Genomic DNA, 18,910 nt, shown 5'->3' with positions numbered 1-18,910 from the left:
ACTAAGTAGAAAGGCGTAAATATTTGTAGTTGGGATGAGGCAGGAGTCAGGAGACAGAATGCAGGAGGGATTGGGGTTTTAGCCTCATTTATCTTTCTTAACACAGTTGTGTTTTTCCCCACCGACTTACTTATTATAGAACCCATTTGACATCTTTGAGTTTTTGGGTTGGGTGACGAGAAATATAGAGATCAACTGGTTTCTGAGATTTACGCAAGGGCGAGAAACCGGGTTTCTACGAGTTTTTGGGTGACGAGAAATATAGAGATCGAACCGGTTTCTGAGATTTACGCAGAATAGATATCAAAGGGGTTCTATCAAGCTCCTGCACAGATGTTCCCGTAAAAAACCTTCGCAATTTTACAATTAAATTACCCGATAAACAAAACTCAAACTTGCCCAAACATTCACATCCAAAGCCAAATCATCAGTGGAAATCCCCAACTTCTCCACACCCGGAATACTAGCATTGTGCAAATCTTCCAAGACGGCCTGCGCGACAATTAAAGGATTCAACAATTCTCGGATTGGTGAAGCATTCCTCACTTGCTGCATTCCTTCCTCGATCGCCGCCTGAGTTCGAGTGAAGGGTTTTTCACTAAATATAATTAGAGTTTCCCCTAGTCCGCTCGGGCCCGATACCACCCAGCCGAAAGTCCCAGCGCCCGGTACAGTCAAATTCTCTCCGGGGGCGATCGCCACCGACATCGCTCCGGGATCATTTTCGATCTGAGAATTCATTACCAACAGGTGTCCGGCATTATCCGACGAAAACACCGCAGCATACACCGGGCGATCGCTTTCGTTAAACAGTCTGTACTGAATTCGATCGCCCTTGTTGACGCTGAGCATATCGATATTTGCCAATTTCTCGCTGTCTGCGCTCATGGGCTCCAAGCGATAAGTGCGATCGGCTCGCACCGGCTCCCGCTGCACCATCACCTTGGCTTGTGGGGCCATAGTTGACAGCACCGCCCGCACCTTCAGTCGCGAAGACCCCTCATTGACAGTCAGCCGCAGCAACTTCGTCGCCAGCAACGCTTTCAACTGCGGAGCCAACCGCTGCACGGCCACCTTCACCGCTTCTCCCCCGTCGCCCTCGGTGTCGGGAACCGGCCTTTGAGCCAGAGAAAACAAGCCGTAGCGCCGTTGATACAAAACAGGCCGATCCGACGAAGTTTCAGCTAAAATCGTTTCCGGGACTGTGCCAAACCGATAGTCAGCGGGTTGATCGCTCCCTACCACCGAAACTTGCGGCACAGTCGCAAAGCCACTCGTAGCGTCTACCCGCTCGATCCGTTCCAAACCAGAGTCCAAAGCTACTGTCAAACCGATTTTTCGCGGAAATACCCGAATTTCTTCCCTCACGAGTTCGCCGGCGGTTAATTGTCTGTTTGGGCGATCGCCCCCGTCTAAAATTTGAGCCTTAGCAGTCAAGCCCGTGCGAGCCTGCACCAAAAGTAGTGAAGTGTACCCATCGCCTAGGGAATCGCCCTGGATCGATGCAGCAGGCGAACCCACAGCAAACACCGAGTTCCCCGCCCATTCCAAAACCCCCGCCGACAAACCGCCGAGCCACAACTGCACAGTTTTGCCGCCATCTTCCACCGCCGTTACAGCGCCATCAGCCGCCACAGAATTCAACATTAAATTTGAAAAATTAACTGCAGGCGGTGCCGTTAAATTGTCATGGCGAATTTGCGGTTGTTGCAATAACCCCGCCATTTCCTCGACAGTACCCGCGGCGCGACTGAAACTGACGCTGAAACTACTAGCGGGAGTTGCTAACCACAGAGTTTGGGTGAGGGCGTAGGTAAACAAACCGGCGGTAAATCCGTTCCACTGTTGTTCGGCGGCGAGTTGGGAATTCGCAGCAGCAGCAAGTACCGCGGCCGCCGGACGGAGATTCGATCTCGATCTGAGGCCTTGGGCAAACGTTAATTCTCCGATGCTTTGCTGGCCGATGGTGGAGCGCGGACGGGAGCGAATGCGAAAGTTGCCGTTTTTGGGCAATTTTTGATAGGTGTAGCTGGTGTCGAGGATGGCGATCGCATTTTCTGTCGGGAGCGATCGCATCAACAGCAGCAGCGTTTCCTCTGAAATATCGTTCACCACTCGGTTTGCTAACAGCGGTACAACGTCATCCGCCGGCACCAAACTATTGTGCAATTTGCCTGGAGTGTCGATCGAACCGACTCGACTACCGCAGCCGCTAAAGTGAAAAATCACCGCATCGCCTGGTTTTGCTTGTTCGGTTAAATGAGTGACAAAAGCCGTCTCGATATTTTCCCTCGTAGCTCGATCGTCAGTCAAAGTCAGAATGTCCGACGGCGCAAATCCAAACCGATCGATCAGCAATTCCCGCTGTAATTCCACATCCGTCACGCAGCCATACAGAGGCGAGTCTGGATATTTATTGATCCCCACCAACAAAGCCAATTTACGCGCAGTCGGCTGGGCTAAGGCTTGGAGGTAGCGATCGCCCAACCGCAACCACAAAGTTTCGCCGATCCCGATCGCTGCCAGCATCCGGCCAGCTTGCTGTAAAAATTCCCGCCGCTTCAGTCCCATTTTTAAATAGCTGTGAATTTTCTGTTGTGAATTTTAACTTAAATACCCCTCAATATTTTTTGGGGATTTAATTATATCCGGGCTGATGCAGAACCTTTATATTGCAGGTTTGCACCGCACGCCGAGAACCCTAGAATTAGCAGGTACAACCACCGTTTGGCTAATGAGTGTCCGGTGCGGCACGCCTCGCCGGCGGTGAACACCGCACCTTACTACTATAACTAGCCTATCAAACCACTTTTCGCCTAATTTTTGTAGATGGTGACTGTTAATTATTCAGATATTTTTTAACTTTTAAGTTAAAATTTTTGAGTTTCAAGGTGAAATTTTCAATTTTCCCACTCAAAACTCAAAAATTTTAACTTTTCAGAATGCCACCAATACCAAAGTTCAAGACTTAAATCTCGTAACTAAAAATATTCATAGCCTTAGCTAATTCGGCTGCAACTTCCGGTCGAGAAAACTGTGGCGGCGGCAATTTTCCAGCCCGCAGCATTTCCCGCACCTTGGTTCCAGACAAATGCACCCGTTGTTCGGGACTGCTGGGGCTTGTTTTAGTTGTAGCCATTTGTTCCGTCAGCTTGCAATAGAAAGCGTGCTCGAATTTCATCGGCACAATTCCCAATTCTCCCGGCTCAAATTCGTCAAAAATGTGTTGGGCATCGTAAGTGCCGTAATAATCGCCAACTCCAGCGTGATCGCGCCCTACAATAAAGTGAGTACACCCGTAGTTTTTGCGGATTAAAGCATGAAAAATGGCTTCTCTGGGCCCGGCGTAGCGCATCGCCGCCGGATTAATTGCCAAAATTACGCGGTCTTTTGGATAGTATTTTTCTAGCAAAATTTCGTAACAGCGCATCCGCACGTCAGCCGGGATGTCGTCATCTTTAGTCGTCCCTACTAGCGGGTGCAGAAACAAGCCATCTACTGTTTCTAAGGCGCATTTTTGGATATATTCGTGGGCCCGGTGGATGGGATTTCGGGTTTGGAAACCGACTATAGTTTTCCATCCTTTTTCTTTGAACATCTGTCTCGATTTCGCCGGGTCAATCTGATATTGAGGAAACCGGGTGTCTAGTTCGCGTTCTAACAGCCAAACGTCGCCTGCGAGGTTAACCGGCCCGGCTCGGTCTACTACTTGCACGCCCGGGTGTTTGAGGTCGTCGGTACGGTAGACGTTGACGGCTTCTTCTTCTTTGCTGTAGCGGTATTTTTCTGCGAGTTCCAAGATGCCGACAAATTCGCCAGCCGGGGAGTCGAGGCGCACTAACGCGCCTTCTTTGAGGTTGTCGGCGACTGCTTCGCTGACTGAGAGGGTGATGGGAACCGACCAAGGGATGCCGTTGGACAGGCGCATTTCTTTGACGACCGATCGATAATCAGCTTCGTTCATGAACCCTTTGAGGGGGCTCAGGGCTCCGATGGCGATCATTTGCAGGTCAGAGATCGATCGATCCGAAAGCTGAACTCGCGGCAATACTTCTGCTTTGTCAAAAAATTCTTGTCTTTGGTCTAGTGTGGCAATGCGGTTGACCAGGATGCCGCCGTGAGGGGCAATGCGGTCTAAATTCTGGCTCATGTCAATTTGAGGTTTTAGATTTAAGATGTTGGACTTTAGCTACCTATATCCTACCAAGGTGTTGTTACACTTAATTAGTTTTTCTAGTAAACTCCAGCACGCACCATACCTTATATTTACAAACTATGATTTATAGGCTAAGCCATGACACTCGATAATTTTTTAGTTAAATATATCGAATGCTGGCAAAAGTATTCCGGCTTGATAAATTTAAAAATTCCTACTATATTTTATACCATATTCATAGATTTTCAGTCTTGATTTATTGATCGAAAGGCAAATTTTATTCAATTTTGCGAATAAATAAATTGTGAATTAATTGTTATTTTTACGCCCTAGAAGCATTTTATGCTGTGTATTTTAACATCACATAAAAAACTAGATTTCAAAAATTAACTGTCCTATTTTAGACAAAAATTAGCGTCTAAATTTAGATTTTTCATAAAATAGAGAATGCCACAGTGTTAGCGAGGAAGCAGTTAGCCTGCGCCGCCTTGAGAAAATCATATCACATCCGGTCGATTTCCACAACTAAAACTGTTCGTAGTGCGGACTTCAGTCTGCTTCTGGATTGCGGACTAAACCGCACTACGAAGCAAATATTACCGTTATCAATCTACTGGACTGGACATGATATTATATCAGTCGAGGGAATCACACTCGACACTGTTTTAAACAACCATCAAATTGAGTTGATTGATGTCTTGAAAGTAGGTTTTAAGGTGCTAAACAAGCCCTTTTTAACTCGATAGGCGATGCCACGCTCTGCAATATTAAGCAAATAACTATCGAGATTCACGATTTTCTACCAGGTTCTATGAACGCTGAGGAAGTTCACACAATTGTAAACAAATTAAAAAGATTGGGTTTTGTCTGCCTCCCATTTTCATATTGTTCCCTGACATGGATAACTGTGATTTTTTGTTGATTAATACGAATCAGTGTAAAATTCCGTATAAAGACTGGGTGGGTTTTCAAATTATTAACTTGCTTCTCATCATAGAAAAAACTAAATCATCTCTACTCTGTTCGGAAATTGAGCGCCAATAAACTATTACTAAATATCGGCGATAAATTCACTGTAAAGTTAAGCCTCATCCTGTTGAAATTCAATCCTATTCAAATCTATAGCTTTTATTGTTTGACAACTAGCTAGTTTCCGACCAACTTGTTATGAAGCATTTTCAGTTGCAATAATTCTTCACCCAGCAGATGAGGTAAGGGAATTTGAACTTTCTCCAGCATACTCTGAATCCGATATCTCCAATCGTGACGAGCTAAACTCTCAACATAGTTGCGCTTGTATATCGACTGAAGGCGCTGCGTGTCTTGTAAAAGTTCTTCAATTAACTCCACACTTTTTTGTGGATTGTCTGGTAACTCAATAGTTGCATCTTCCCAGTTCAGCAACTCATCATACAGAGGTGTAGTTGGACGTTTGCCAACAATCGCGCCACCAGTCGCAGCACCGTAAAACCACCGCAGCGTAATAAATGAGTAAGGAAACTTACGCATACCAGGATAGAGCGTATCAAATGCTAAGGTAATTTTACTATTTCTCAGAATATGAAAGAGTAGGAAACTATCTTCCTCATCTTGACGTTTTTCGTAAGGCAATTTCGGAAATATCTCTAGGTTCCGGGGTGTCGATTTATAGTAGATTTTTTCGGAACCAGGTTGATTGAATTTATTGAAAAACGCCTTGTGATACTGTTCGGGTATCCGTCCAAAGCTAGTTACATCAATGGAACGTTTGACTTGACACGAACCTTGACCGAGAACATCAGCACCAAAAGGCAGCAGCGATACTGGGATGTTAAAATATTGCTGGAGTTCATCTATAACTTCGGGTAGCGGAACAAATAAACGATCTAAATGATATACATTTTTCGAGTAAATATTAGGATCCCAGGCGTCGAACACATAACCGATAACAACATCAAAACGCTGTCGCCACTTAGGTATGCTTGAGAGTAGTTCCATATCTGAGCCTGAGATGCCAATAGTCAGTAAAACATTGGGTTTGTTCGACAATTCAGGTAAAGAGGCTAACTTATAGAAACCTGTAGTATACTTGATAGCTTTGCTGACAATTCGATTAGCTAGTGGAGGCAGTTCGGAGGACCACTTTAGTAAGTCCCGACCCGATGGTATCAAAAGTTTTGCGTTGCAGGTTCGTACCAGAATATTTTCTAATTCAAAAACTGTGTCCCAGAAGACGCTAGATGATAAACCCCGTGAAGAGAGTATAAAAATATTCATAGCTAGTTGCTGACCTTAGAGTAGTATCCAAAGTATTATAGAATCCATTTGATATCTTTTGTAAAATCCTTCCTTACAGGGCAACTATTCTAGCCTAAATCTAGGATTCTACTGATTCGCCCAAACCTAGTTGTGGTAATAAGTCGGGAATAGATGTCAAAGGGGTTCTATAGTGTGTGTCTGGTGACTATTGTGATGAAATGTTTAAGAATATTTACCGAAAAATTGAGGTAAGAGCCCCGTCATAAGCTCGACGGCTTTTCTATCTCTAAGGAAATTAAGCAATATTGAACTACGTAATATCCCTGAAAGTTTGTAGTAAGATTCAATACAAGTTTTTGAACAGACTTGAGGTAAGGGGTTCTGCCCAGAAGTAGGGTAGATAAAATTTCAAACGCACCGCGAGAATGTAGTCGAAGGAGTTCAACTGGTATAAAAAGAATCGCCCGGGGTAAAAGCCGGGGTTCAAAATGTCTGTCAGACCTAAAGAAAGAAAACCAGTTCTGGTTGTTTGGAGAAATCCAACTAGGCAGGGCATTGTCTAGTAGGAGAGAGGGTGTCAGACGGGACTTGCTCCGCATCCTTTGCCAGTATTCTAGAATTCCCACGCCTTCAGGCCCGGGAGTGTGTCAAGCTAATTTAACGGTGGCCCGATATAATCACTGTTGTGAAACTCAGGCAGAAGGTAAAAAATGGCACAAGCAAAGATCGGAATTATCGGTGGCAGCGGTTTATATAAAATGGCAGCCCTCAAAGATGTGGAAGAGGTAAAAATTGATACACCTTTTGGAACGCCGTCGGATGCCGCAATTGTGGGAACCTTGGACGGTACGCCCGTGGCATTTCTGGCAAGACACGGCCGCAACCACACTTTTTTGCCTTCAGAAGTGCCGTATCGGGCAAATATTTATGCAATGAAGAGTTTGGGAGTTGAGTATTTAATCTCAGCGTCGGCGGTTGGTTCTCTGAAAGCAGAGGCAAAACCTTTAGATATGGTAGTGCCGGATCAGTTTATCGATCGCACAAAAAATCGAGATTCTACTTTTTTTGGAGAAGGAATAGTCGGTCACATTACATTTGGCGACCCGATTTGCGGCGAATTGGCTAAAGTGTTGGCAAGTGCGATCGAATCCTTAAACATCCCCGATGTTACCCTGCACCGAGGCGGTACTTACGTCTGCATGGAAGGCCCGGCATTTTCCACAAAAGCAGAATCAAATCTTTACCGCAGTTGGGGGGCGACAGTCATCGGGATGACAAATTTGCCCGAAGCAAAATTAGCCAGAGAAGCAGAAATTGCCTATGCAACTTTAGCATTAGTCACCGATTACGACTGCTGGCACGAAGATCACGACAGCGTAACCGTAGAAATGGTGATTGCCAATTTGCACCGCAATGCAGAAAATGCCCAAAAAGTTATTCAAAAAACTGTACGGATGCTCACAGAAAATCCTCCCGTTTCCGAGTCGCATTCTGCTTTGAAATATGCAATTCTGACTCCGCTGGATCGAGTGCCTGCCAGAACTAAGGATAAAATGGGTTTGTTGTTGCAGAAGTATTTATAGAGCAGACGCTAGAACCAGAAACCGGGTTTCTTAGATTAGTTTGGCATCCTACCAAAGATTTTTCGAGAGAAATCCGGTTTCTCAATGGTGTTCCAGACGGTATTAATTAATCAACTGCTTGAACGCATCGTGGTCGCGAATTTTTTCTAAATCAACTTCTGTTTGTGCTAACTGTTTACACAAATTAGGATTGAGATTGAGGGCGCGCTTTAAATTTTCAATTGCTAATTCAATTTTACCTTGTAGGGCGTAACATCGGGCTTTATTGTACCAAATTCTGTAGAAATCCGGTCGAATTTTAGCAGCATTGTCGTAGGAGTCGATCGCTGCTTCGTATTTTTGCAGTTTTGAGAGTGCAACGCCTCGATTGTTCCAAGCGTCAGTATAATCGTTCTTGATTTGTAGAGCTTTATTGTAGGAAATTACTGCTTGTTCGTATTCCTGCATTTTGGAAAAAGCAACGCCTCGGTTGTTCCAAGCATCGGCGTAGTCGGGTTTGGCTTGGATGGCTTGTTCGTAACAGCCGATCGCCTCCGGGTACTTCTGCAATTCCAACAATACTACGCCTCGGTTGTTCCAAGCGTCGGGATACTGCGGGCGAATTGTCGTAGCTTGTTCGTAGGAGGCGATCGCCTCTGGATACCGCTGCATTCTAGTGAGCACTACTCCCCGGTTGTTCCAGGTATCTGCTAAATCCGGCTGAATTTGCAGGGCGAGATTGTAAGCTGCGATCGCATCTTCGTAGCGGTTTTCAAAGAAACAAGCATCTCCCTGTTTGGCATAGTCTCCCGCCGTCAATAACTGTTGGTAATTGCCGTAGTTAACCGGAGTAAATTCTTGAATTTGGGCGTCGGGCAATAACAAGTCCGTTTCTGCATCCGCCTGGTGACTTTGGTGTTTAATTTCCCCTAAAATGCCTTCAGCATCGGAAATTAATAGTTTTAATTGAGAGATGGTATCGTAATGGAGACTTTCGATTTCTTGGCGAGCACTTGTTGTCTGCTGGGACAATTTATTAAACAGAAACCAAACCCCGACTCCGGCTGCTGTCGGAAGCAAAGTTAAAGCAATTACCAGCCCGTTTAGCAGTGTCGCCGTGCGCCCGAAAGCAGTGTCAACTTCTTCTTGAACTCGATCGCGAATTTCTGCTTTAATTTGCTGCTCTGGCAATTGTTGCTGCACCAACTGTGCTGCAGCCCTCGGTTGTGAGGCAGAAACGCTGCAGGCGCAGACTAGAATAGTCGAAAGGGCGATCGGGCTAATACTTGCTCTAAAAATACTTGACAAACGCATTGCCTTAGTGATACGCACCTGATTTGCGATTTTCATATGTCAAGAGATGCTGGTAAGTACGATCTCAGACTAGCCCATTTGTTTACAAAGTATTAAATACAGGATATCTGTTGTGCAATCCCCTCCGATTAAGTGCTTGACGCAGGAATTGCTAGACGAAGTTACAGCTTCCTCCCGCAGCAGCCCGCGTCAGCGACAAAACTACAATTTCCACGATTTGTCAGAAAAGGTGCAGCGGTTTGTCAACGTGCTGCAACCGGGTACCTACGTGCGCCCTCACCGACACCTCCGCCCGCCTGCAGTTAACGGTTTTGAGTTTTTTGTAGTGATTCAAGGAGCGGTAGGTATTCTTATTTTGAACGAAAACGGTCAAATCTTGCGATCGTTGCAAGTGGGTGCAGCCGGGCCCACTCGCGCTGTGGAACTTCCCGAGGGTACTATTCACACCTTAGTAGCTTTGGCTGCGGATACTGTGATTTTGGAGTTCAAGGAAGGGCCCTATGACGTGGCTGCGGATAAAGACTTTTTGCCCGGTTTTCCGGCTGAGGGAAGTGCGGCGGCGCGGGAGTTAGTCAGGCTTTGGGAAGCTGAGTTTAAGGGTTGACTGTTGGCTGTTGACTGTTGACTGTTGGCTGTTAACTGTTGACTGTTGGCTGTTGGCGGTTGGCTGTTGGCTGTTAACTGTTGGCTGTTGGCTGTTGACTGTTGGCTGTTGGCTGTTGGCTGTTGGCTGTTGGCTGTTAACAAATAACAAATAACAAATAACAAATAACAAATAACAAATAACAAATAACAAATAACAACTAACTAACAAATCTAATTGTTGTCATCCGATTGTATAAATCTGGGGCGGTGCGAATAATTTTTCTCAGAAGTTCATCTGTTACCCAAAAGATGAGGGGAAAGGAAAACTTGTTGCTGAATTCGCTGCAGACTAGGTTGGTAGAAACGAGGAGTCGATCGATCGACTCCACTGATTCCAAGCCGAGAATCATTAATGCTGGGGGCGTTTTGTTGTCTACTTCTGCTGCGATTGTCGTGTAGAGAGTTGTCGCCGATTTTGACAACAGCAGTTGTTGCGGTTTATGGGTACAAGTTGCTTGCAGGCGATCGACTATTTGCTGCCGCAATTCCAGGGAGTTGCAGTTGACTAAAACGAAAGAAAAGTAACCTTGGGAAAGATGGATCGCTCGAATTAAGGTTGAGAATGACCGCTCGTTATATTTAGCTACATCGTACTTAGTTGGAGCGTCTTTGGCTGTATTTTCTGAGTGTTTTTCAACCATAAATTACACTTATTTTATGTTTGATCAATCTTAGGGATTAAATGCTGTCGATCGAGACAATGTGAAGGGATATTTTTACTATAAAAATATTGGGCTTATCATAACACTATTTTCAAATAAAATCAATAGAACAATAGACATATAGCAATTCTCAAGTGAGTGAAGTATTGGCCAACAGACGAATCCTCTCAAAGCCTATGAATAGCAGGCTCGACAAGAATGAGGGAAAAAATCTAATTAATTAACAATTCTTCAATTTCTAAATCCCCCCAATCTAAAATCCTTCGATGCGGGCGCTGACGGCGAAGTCTCAAATCTCAAACTTTTACGATCGCGAAGCCGAAGTATCTAAATTCGTACCTCCAGAAACCTGAGAAAGGCTATGTTATTATGATATCTCTCACAGATATTTCCAGGTTAACCTCGACAGTGAGGAAGCGCAAGCACGCTTAGAAGAATGCTTGTCTAAACTTAAACATTCTAGGTTTTCCGGGTTTGCCTGGATTTGTTGAAGCTGCTTTCTCTAGAGAGAAGGTCTCGATCGAATTAGCAGATGAGTGAAGACGATGCGCCAACTATTTGTACAAGTTCCTCGGGGTTCTGGAAAAACAGTTTTAGAGATAGCGAAAGCCTGTAAAGGCACGAACTTAGCACAAATTGAAGCGACGGGAGTCGATCGAGGACTGGATCTGGTGCTGATCCACGTTTCTAATGGCGAGGTTGAGGAACTTCTCGGAAAACTGCAAGATTTGCCGGACTTAAGTGTTACTCTGCTTCCCACAGGTGTGATGTCGCTGCATCCCCCAGCCAGTGACGCTGCGGAGCAAGTTACCAATGTTGAGGAACGCAGCCCGATCGAGATTTTTCTGGCTGGTTTGCAGAGTACAGGTTCTTGGAAAGGATTTCTCAGCTATGCCTTTTTCGCGGGAATCATTGTTTGGATTGGTTTGTACACTAATACCAGCTACCTGTTAGTTGCCGCTATGTTGCTGGCGCCGTTTGCAGGGCCTGCCATGAATACCGCCTTGGCTACGGCAAGGGGCGATCTCAAACTCTTGGGGTGCAGCATTTTACGCTACTTTGCGGCCCTGAGTGTCACGATCGCGACTACGGGATTGTTGAGTTTGATTCTGCAACAGCAAAACCCCACCAGCTTGATGATTGACGGCAGCCAAATTTCTTCGGTATCGGTGCTGATTCTCCTTGCAGCCGGAGCCGCCGGAGCGCTATCCCTGATTAAGTCCGATCGCAGCAGCTTGGTGTCAGGAGCGGCTACCGGAATGCTGGTATCGGCTTCCCTAGCTCCCCCTGCTGGTTTGATTGGCATGGGGCGGCAATTGGTCGTCGGGATCTGGCCGTAAACGGCGTGTTTTTACTGCTGTTGCAACTCGGCGGCATTAATTTAGCGGCGTCTTTGATGTTTCGTCTGTTTGGGCTATCGACTGAAGGAACTCGCTACGTGCGGGGGAAACGCGGTGTGTTCCCGGCGGCGGTGGGAGTTAGTGCGATCGTACTCACGGCATTAATCATCTGGCAATTTTCCAATTCGCCTAACCTCGAGCGTTCTAGTCTCGCTCAACGGGCAAATTCTCAACTGCAGCAGGTTGTAAAGCAAAGCGATTTAGCCAAGCTGGTAGAATCCAACGTTCGCTTCACCAGAGCCGACAATCCGGGGGATGATATTTTGCTGTCTCAAGTCTACGTTCAGCGTCAGCCGCAAGTCGCGCGATCGGCTCAACAAATTCGCGCTGACTTGACCAAAGCCATCCAAACTCGCTTGTTGAAAGAAGATTTTAAGGCAACACCATTGGTAGATGTCACCGTGTTAGAAGCCCCTCGGATTTAATACAATTTAAATCCAGTACAGCCGATCGCATTTAGTTAAAAATACCAAAAAATCAACTACCATTCTCGGCCAGCGGCAGAGTAAACCAAAAAATTGCCCCAGCACCGGGACTGCTAATTACCCCAATTTCCCCGCCGTGAGCGCCAATAATTTGCCTGCAAAGATATAAACCCAAACCCAAACCGACCGAATGTCGGGATTGATAACCCCTCACATAAAGGTCAAACAGATGTTCGCACTGTTCCGGCAATATTCCCACTCCGTCATCTTCAACCGTACAGTAAATCATGCTATTTTGGGAATTTGTAATTGCTAATTGGTAATTAGTAATTGGTAATTTTTCTATATTTTCTTTCGTTTTGCTTTGATTAATTTTGATTTGTTTTGCCGTTATTATTTGAGCGGAAACCGTTAAATTTAATCCGGGCATATTGTGTTTCAAAGCATTAGAAATTAAATTAGAAAACACCCGCCACAACTGAGTAGCATCAGCATTCACGGCGGGGAAATCATCCGGCACTAAATTTTTAAAAGTAGCTTGAGCCTCATTCATTAAAGGCTCCAAATCAGCCGCCGCTGCTTCCACTACCGCCCTCAAATCTACCCGCTCGCAATGCAGAAACAAACCGCCCAATTCTCCGGCGTGAATTTCCAACAGCGAATTGATCAAGCGCAACTGCTGTTCGCTACCTTGAATCATCCGATCCAAAACAGAACGGGGAATTGCGATCGAATCTCCAGTTTTTGTTTGCCAATTTTTTAGCACCATTAACATTCCCGCTACCGGGTTTCGCAAGTCGTGAGAAAGAGCGTGAATAAACAACCGCTGCGATTCTTGGGCTTGTTTCCGCTGCGTGATATCCTCAATTAAACCCTCATGATAAAGCACCGAGCCGGTGCTATCTCGTACCGCCCGCACTTTCTCGGAAATCCAGACAATACTGCCGTCACAGCGGTAAATTTTAGATTCAAAATCCGATACTGTGCCGCTTTCCTCGATCGATCGCAAAAACTCATTTCTGCGATCGGGATCGACGTACAACTGCCGATCGATATCAGTAAATTTTGCCGTCACCTCTTCGGGAGAATTGCAGCCATAAATCCGCGCCAAAGCTGGATTTGCAGTAATATAGCGTCCGTCGGGAGTGCTTTGAAAAATTCCCTCGCCGGCATTCTCAAAAATACTGCGATACTTCACCTCCGCCACCTCCAATTGTTGGTAAGCAGATTCCAACTTGCGTCTGGTACTAAACTCTTTTCGTTGCAGACATTCGTACCAATAAACCGACAAATCGCAAATCAAACAAAACCAAAACAAATACAAGTAAAACCCGGTCAGCCTAAAAGCACTATACTTAGCAAAACTTAAATTTAAAACCAAATTTATCCCGATGTGGCAGCACAAAACGCCGAGTTGAGAAATCAGGTGGAGTCGCCAGCGGACTGGCATCAGCGTAGCTTGGATCAGAAACGCTAAAGTCCAGGTAAAAATCGGTAATTCTCCGGCTCCTGCGACAGCTAACCCAAGCTGTATAATGACCGTCAGCGACCACGAAAACCCCAAAAACAGCAAACCGGGATAGCGCTGTCCAAAGGAGGTTTTTTGCAGCACAAAACAGGTCAGCAAACCCATTTCTACAGCAGCACTCGTGTACAAATAAACACTTTTAAATTCCTGGCGGACGAAGAATGCTTCGCCCATAAAATAGACAGTTATTGTCAAGGCAAAAAAGATGGCAATTCCGACAGCAGGGCGCAGCCGATCTTGGAGGAAGCGATTGCGCCACACCTCGTAAGCTGTTAACACCTGAACTGATTTTGCATTGCCCAAATAGTTCATAGCTAGTAAAAGTATAGTCATTTATGACATGACATAGGAGGCATTGAGTCCCTCCCCTTTCGCTCGTACTTTGAGCGGATTGACCCGCCTTGGCTGAACTACGCAGCTCTCTATCCCATTGCTAAACGCATTTGGGATTGCTTTTCTCAGGATGTTGTAAGAAGCATTAATATCGGAATTAATTAATTTACCGACCGATGTCTTGTACAATCCTCTCTTGATTCGCTTACCACTAAAGACGACACCATCAGCGCCAATATGCCCGTACACAGGAATCGGATCGAGATTCATGAAGCTCGACTTCGAGGTATAAGATTCTTCTTGCACAATCACCTTAATTCCCACCAATTTAGCTTTGTATTCTAACATTTCAATTACCAGATTATGAGGAATGCCGACAAAGTTTTGATTGTTTTGCTTTCCTAAGTTGATCTCGCTTTTCCATTGTGCATTCTTGCCAATCACTAGCGTTCCAATTTGTCCGGCGACCAAAATATCGACTATTAGCCGACTGGTATGATGCAAGTAATTATCGACTTTTTGGTGGCGACAGCGAGTTAAACGCTGAATGCGAGGTGAACTCTTGCGGCTTCCTTTTAACTGAGATTGTAACTGTGCTTTACGTTTGTTATAGAACTGATTAATCGATTTTAATGGTCGCCCGTTAATCAGGAGAGGGATAAAACCCGGCTGATTTGAAGTTAGCGCCACCAAATTATTCAGTCCTAAATCAATACTAGCTATAAATTTATCGTCGCTGACGGTGGACTCCGGTTCACTTCGACTACGCTCAGTACAAGCATTATAAATTACCTCGACTATATAATAATCGCATTTGGGAACCAGTCTAACTTGACAAATCCGATCGGGATTTACTTTGGTCTTTATCAGGATTTCCGTACCCGAAAGTTTGATGATTCCTTTCTTCAATTGCTTGCTACTAATTGCCTGAATTGTATAGACAAGAATATTCCGACCCTTGACTTTATCTTTATACTTCGGTAGTTTCGGGCGACCCGTGAATTTAGAAGAATCAATTTTGTAAGCTTTGACTGCTTCAAAAAACGATTTCCAATTCTTGTCCAATATCATCAAGATTTGTTGACTGACCTTGGCGGGCATTGCCTTGTATGCTTGATGAGATTTCATCAAACGGTTCATCTCGTTATAATTGACATAACCCCATCCATAGACAAAACTCTGACGAATGACGTAGTTAGCGGAGTTGTAGAGATTCTTGGATTTAAAAGCTAATTCATCAATCGGGGCGAAACGGTGTTCCGTAGATTTAATGATGTGCCTCTCTGCTAGTTGCATCCAAAGTCTCCCTTTTTCAACGAGCGCAATTATTCTTTTATTTGACTTCCCTGACTATATGATACTACCATTGTTTATTGATGCTTACAATCTTAATGAAGTTTCATAATACCATTTTAGATTTTAGATTAAAGATTAAAGAATTGGGAAAGATCGATCGCCCGAATTGACAGCAGGTAGCGAAAACCAGAAAGTCGAACCGCCTCCGGGAGTGCTTTCGACACCGATTTCGCCGCCGTGAGCTTTGATAATTTGCTTGGAGAGGTAAAGTCCCAAACCCAGTCCTGTTAATTGTCGGCTATTGGGGTCTCGAACGTAAAGTTCAAACAGAGATTCCCGCTGTTTGGCGCTGATTCCTACTCCATTATCTGTTACAGTACAGCGAACCATTTTTACGGTAGCTTCGGGCAATTTGTCGCCGATATTGCCAATTTGAGCCTGATACGGGGGGATTTGACAACTGCTTTCGGGGTGAAGTTCGGTTAGGGTTTCTGGACTTTTCTGGGCGGTGTCGCGCATCCCCGGACGATCGCCCGCAGCAGGTATCCGGTTAGCGATACAGCGGGCGATCGGATTATTGGAAGATGTTAAAAATTGTGAATTTTCTTCAAGATTTAGCGTTTTGTCAACTTCAATTACCTCAGCTTTAAAAGTGATATTGACTCCCGGATGATTGTGTTTGATCGCATTAGTTAGCAGATTTTCCAGCACCCGCTGTAAGTGTTTGCGATCGGCACAGACTAGCGGCAAATTTAGCGGAATTTCGTGAGTAAAAATTGCTTGATTTTTGGCTAGCATCGGTGCTAAATCGCCAATAATTGCTGAAGTTAAAGGCTGCAATTCCAGCGGTTCGGGATGGATAAAAATACCTTTTACTTCGCTAGCGTGAGCGTCGAGGAGGGCATTAACCATAGTCAATTGGTGTTCGCTGGCCTGAACGATGCGCTGCAAAATCGATCGCGAAACCGGAACATCCTGTACAGACTCACAGGACGATTTGTTGAGCAAATTTTTCAGCAATATCAACATTCCCATCACTGGAGTGCGGAGATTGTGAGAAACTGCGTGCAAAAATAAATCTTTGAGACGGTTGCTTTCTTGCAGTTCGTGCATTTTTTGCTGCAGTTGGCTGGTGCGTTCTTCGACTTGAGATTCTAAGTTGGCATTGAGTTCTTTTACTTGCTGCAAAAGTTGGGCTTGCTGGAGGGCGATCGCCACTTGGGTAGCGAGTTTTTCTAACAAATCAATTTCAAATTCCTGCCACTGGCGGGGCCCAGAACACTGGTTGACGGCCAAGATCCCGAAAAGTTCATCGCCGAGGACGATCGGCACATTTAACGTCGCCCGAATTTGATAGTCGCTGTATAATTGGACAACTCGATCGGCCCCTTGCACCGTAGCAGCATCGGAGACAATTCGGACGCGGTTGTTAGCATAAAAAGTTTTCTGCGTTTCGAGGTGATTCTCGTCAGTGAGCACCAACCCCACAATAGAACGGTATTGGACACCGACAGACTCAGCGACAATTTTACCGTACACCGGGCTGGGAAGATTTGCGGCCACAGCGTCCATAATACCGATGAAAGCGCGATCGGCCTTGAAAAATTGCCGGACTTCGGCAACAGTAGTATTAAGAATTTCTTCGAGGTCGAGGGAGTGGCGAATTCGCAGGGCCATTTCTGAGAGCAGCCGATCGCGCTCGGAGGATGTCCGCAAAGCAGCTTCGGCGCGGTGACGTTCGGTAACGTCTTGGACTGTGGCGGCTATGATGTTTGAGTGAATTGCTGACTGTTCGCAGACAGCGCGCACTCCGCCGTCAGGGAGCACAATTCGATAGTTAATGGAATAGGGTTTGCCCTCAAACATCGCTTGACATTGCGATCGCGCCACCAATTCTCGGTCTTCTGGATGTACGGCTTGCAAAAAAACGGATGGTGTCGGTTTGACAGTTCCCGGAACCAAGCCCAAGAGGCGATAAAGCTCGTCCGACCACCGCAGTTCGATATTGGATGATATATTGTTTTCTGCCGATTGTTCGCAACGATCGGCTGGCTTGATGGCGGTGAAATTTAAATCCCAATTTCCTAACTGAGCGATGCGCTGAGCGTTAGCTAAACTGGCTTCGCGATCGCGCAACAGAGCGGCCGTGCGGCGCACGAACTCCAGCGCTTGCTCGCGTTCAGCCACGGCTGCAGCCAACATCAGGGCCACAAGGGCGATCGTACCAGTAAAAGCTTGTAAAAATAAAACCGCCTGTTGCATATTTTCGCTTCTGACCAAAAACGGGCCGCCTCCCTGCACCGCTCCCAAAATCGCGATATAAGACACGATCGAATAAGCAAAAATCGCTCCCGGCTGACGAAATCGCAAAGCGGCCCAAACTATCAGAGGAAAAGGCAAATATTCCAGTGGATACAGAGCGCTCGCCGCCTGTGCTTTCGAGCAAAAAACTATCGAACTAACACTCAGTAATAAAGTTAGCCATAGAGCTATTTCTGAATAATTTAAAAGTGCATTTTGCACTTTATAACGATTATTGTTCTGAAATATTGATAAATAATTAGTAATTGGCAAGCGGTAATTTGCCCAGTTTAAAAATGCTAAAAAATTTGAAATAATTCGATCTTTTCTTGAAACATGAAAACTTTTAAAGGCGTGATTTAAAGTCAGCAGCACCGGTGTGACGATCAAGATTCCCATACCGTCTCCGAGCCATGTAGTCCACCAATTCCGAGAGAAATTGCTCCACTGAGCCCAACCAAAAATGCAAGTGCCCAAATTGCCGAGGGTAGAACCCACCAAAGTAGACCCGATGACAGCGCCGGCCACCAAACCCAGAACATCTCGCAGTCGATCGAGCTTAGTAGAAAATCCGCTGCGACTGAGCACGGCCTCCCCAGCCAGCGCTTGCATAGTGACGCTAAAGGCTGACGTGACAATGACGGCGAAGGGTACACTAGCTCCGGCGGTTGAGTTTAACAGCACCGAACCGAGGGCAATTCCCGGCCACATCCGCCGCCCTTGCAGCAGCAATGTCGCCAGAGCAATACCGGCGGGCGGCCACACCGGGGAGGCTTCGGCTTTTACCAGTCCCAGTACCGACACTGCGAGTTTTCCGGTGACAAAGTAGGCCAGGCCGAGGATGCCGGCGGAAAGAAGCAGTCGAGTGCGGTGGTTGAGCAGTTTCATGGTTTGTGCGATCGAATCCTCCATTGCTACTCTTTAATTTAGGCGGATGACGGGCGATCGAACTTCCTCCTAGCGAATCACCTGACAGGGGGAGAGGGGAGAGGGTTGGAAGCGGGGGAGAGTGGGAGAGTGGGAGAGAGGGAGAGAGGGAGAGGGGGAGAG

Annotated in this window: 13 protein-coding genes; 4 read left to right on the top strand and 9 right to left on the bottom strand. The window is 45.9% G+C overall.

Going from position 1 to position 18,910, the window contains the following annotated elements; genetic code table 11:
• Nucleotides 1-366: 366 nt before the first annotated feature.
• The 3 genes from IQ263_RS24035 to IQ263_RS24025 all read right to left on the bottom strand — a co-directional run bounded on the left by IQ263_RS24035 (nt 367) and on the right by IQ263_RS24025 (nt 6,133).
• Entirely contained in the window at nt 367-2,571 is a 2,205-nt protein-coding gene (locus tag IQ263_RS24035; RefSeq protein WP_194070646.1) for a caspase family protein, read from the bottom strand.
• A gap of 397 nt (nt 2,572-2,968) precedes the next feature.
• Nucleotides 2,969-4,150 (bottom strand): sulfate adenylyltransferase, encoded by a 1,182-nt coding sequence (gene sat, locus IQ263_RS24030; RefSeq protein ID WP_194070645.1) that lies wholly within the window; start codon nt 4,148-4,150, stop codon nt 2,969-2,971.
• A 1,152-nt stretch (nt 4,151-5,302) separates the two neighbouring features.
• Complete coding sequence (locus IQ263_RS24025; protein ID WP_228050314.1) at nt 5,303-6,133, bottom strand: glycosyltransferase; 831 nt, start codon at nt 6,131-6,133, stop codon at nt 5,303-5,305.
• Nucleotides 6,134-7,104: 971 nt separating this feature from the next.
• On the opposite strand from IQ263_RS24025, the gene IQ263_RS24020 reads away from it, so the two are divergent.
• Nucleotides 7,105-7,977 carry an S-methyl-5'-thioadenosine phosphorylase gene (locus tag IQ263_RS24020; protein ID WP_194070643.1) on the top strand — a complete coding sequence of 291 codons (873 nt, stop codon included), beginning with the start codon at nt 7,105-7,107 and terminating at the stop codon, nt 7,975-7,977.
• 102 nt (nt 7,978-8,079) lie between these two features.
• On the opposite strand, the gene IQ263_RS24015 is transcribed toward IQ263_RS24020, so the two are convergent.
• Nucleotides 8,080-9,306: a tetratricopeptide repeat protein gene (locus IQ263_RS24015; RefSeq protein ID WP_194070642.1), complete on the bottom strand. Its 1,227-nt coding sequence runs from the start codon at nt 9,304-9,306 to the stop codon at nt 8,080-8,082.
• Between the two features lie 76 nt (nt 9,307-9,382).
• On the opposite strand from IQ263_RS24015, the gene IQ263_RS24010 reads away from it, so the two are divergent.
• Nucleotides 9,383-9,874: a WbuC family cupin fold metalloprotein gene (locus IQ263_RS24010; RefSeq protein ID WP_194070641.1), complete on the top strand. Its 492-nt coding sequence runs from the start codon at nt 9,383-9,385 to the stop codon at nt 9,872-9,874.
• Here IQ263_RS24010 and IQ263_RS24005 read toward each other — a convergent pair.
• Nucleotides 9,839-10,024, bottom strand: coding sequence for a hypothetical protein (locus IQ263_RS24005; protein WP_194070640.1), 186 nt, complete (start codon nt 10,022-10,024; stop codon nt 9,839-9,841). The genes IQ263_RS24010 and IQ263_RS24005 overlap by 36 nt on opposite strands.
• Nucleotides 10,025-10,073: 49 nt before the next feature.
• Entirely contained in the window at nt 10,074-10,556 is a 483-nt protein-coding gene (locus IQ263_RS24000; protein ID WP_194070639.1) for a hypothetical protein, read from the bottom strand.
• 566 nt (nt 10,557-11,122) lie between these two features.
• On the opposite strand from IQ263_RS24000, the gene IQ263_RS30010 reads away from it, so the two are divergent.
• Both IQ263_RS30010 and IQ263_RS30005 read left to right on the top strand, forming a co-directional pair.
• Nucleotides 11,123-11,917 (top strand): DUF389 domain-containing protein, encoded by a 795-nt coding sequence (locus IQ263_RS30010; RefSeq protein ID WP_339384748.1) that lies wholly within the window; start codon nt 11,123-11,125, stop codon nt 11,915-11,917.
• 5 nt (nt 11,918-11,922) lie between these two features.
• Nucleotides 11,923-12,402, top strand: coding sequence for a hypothetical protein (locus IQ263_RS30005; protein ID WP_333192632.1), 480 nt, complete (start codon nt 11,923-11,925; stop codon nt 12,400-12,402).
• A 52-nt stretch (nt 12,403-12,454) separates the two neighbouring features.
• Here IQ263_RS30005 and IQ263_RS23990 read toward each other — a convergent pair whose 3' ends face one another.
• The 3 genes from IQ263_RS23990 to IQ263_RS23980 form a co-directional block, all read right to left on the bottom strand.
• Nucleotides 12,455-14,242: a PAS domain-containing sensor histidine kinase gene (locus IQ263_RS23990; protein ID WP_194070638.1), complete on the bottom strand. Its 1,788-nt coding sequence runs from the start codon at nt 14,240-14,242 to the stop codon at nt 12,455-12,457.
• Nucleotides 14,243-14,263: 21 nt separating this feature from the next.
• On the bottom strand, nt 14,264-15,559 hold the full coding sequence (locus tag IQ263_RS23985) for an RNA-guided endonuclease InsQ/TnpB family protein (protein ID WP_194070637.1): 1,296 nt from the start codon (nt 15,557-15,559) through the stop codon (nt 14,264-14,266).
• 135 nt (nt 15,560-15,694) lie between these two features.
• The gene (locus tag IQ263_RS23980) at nt 15,695-18,772 is read right to left on the bottom strand and encodes a sensor histidine kinase (protein ID WP_228050313.1); all 3,078 of its coding nucleotides are present in this window, start codon (nt 18,770-18,772) and stop codon (nt 15,695-15,697) included.
• Nucleotides 18,773-18,910 lie beyond the last annotated feature (138 nt).

It is taken from the genome of Tychonema sp. LEGE 06208, assembly GCF_015207505.1.
Lineage (GTDB): Bacteria > Cyanobacteriota > Cyanobacteriia > Cyanobacteriales > Microcoleaceae > Microcoleus.
The sequence above is the reverse complement of the archived record's forward strand: the minus strand, read 5'-3'. Positions and strand labels throughout refer to the sequence as shown.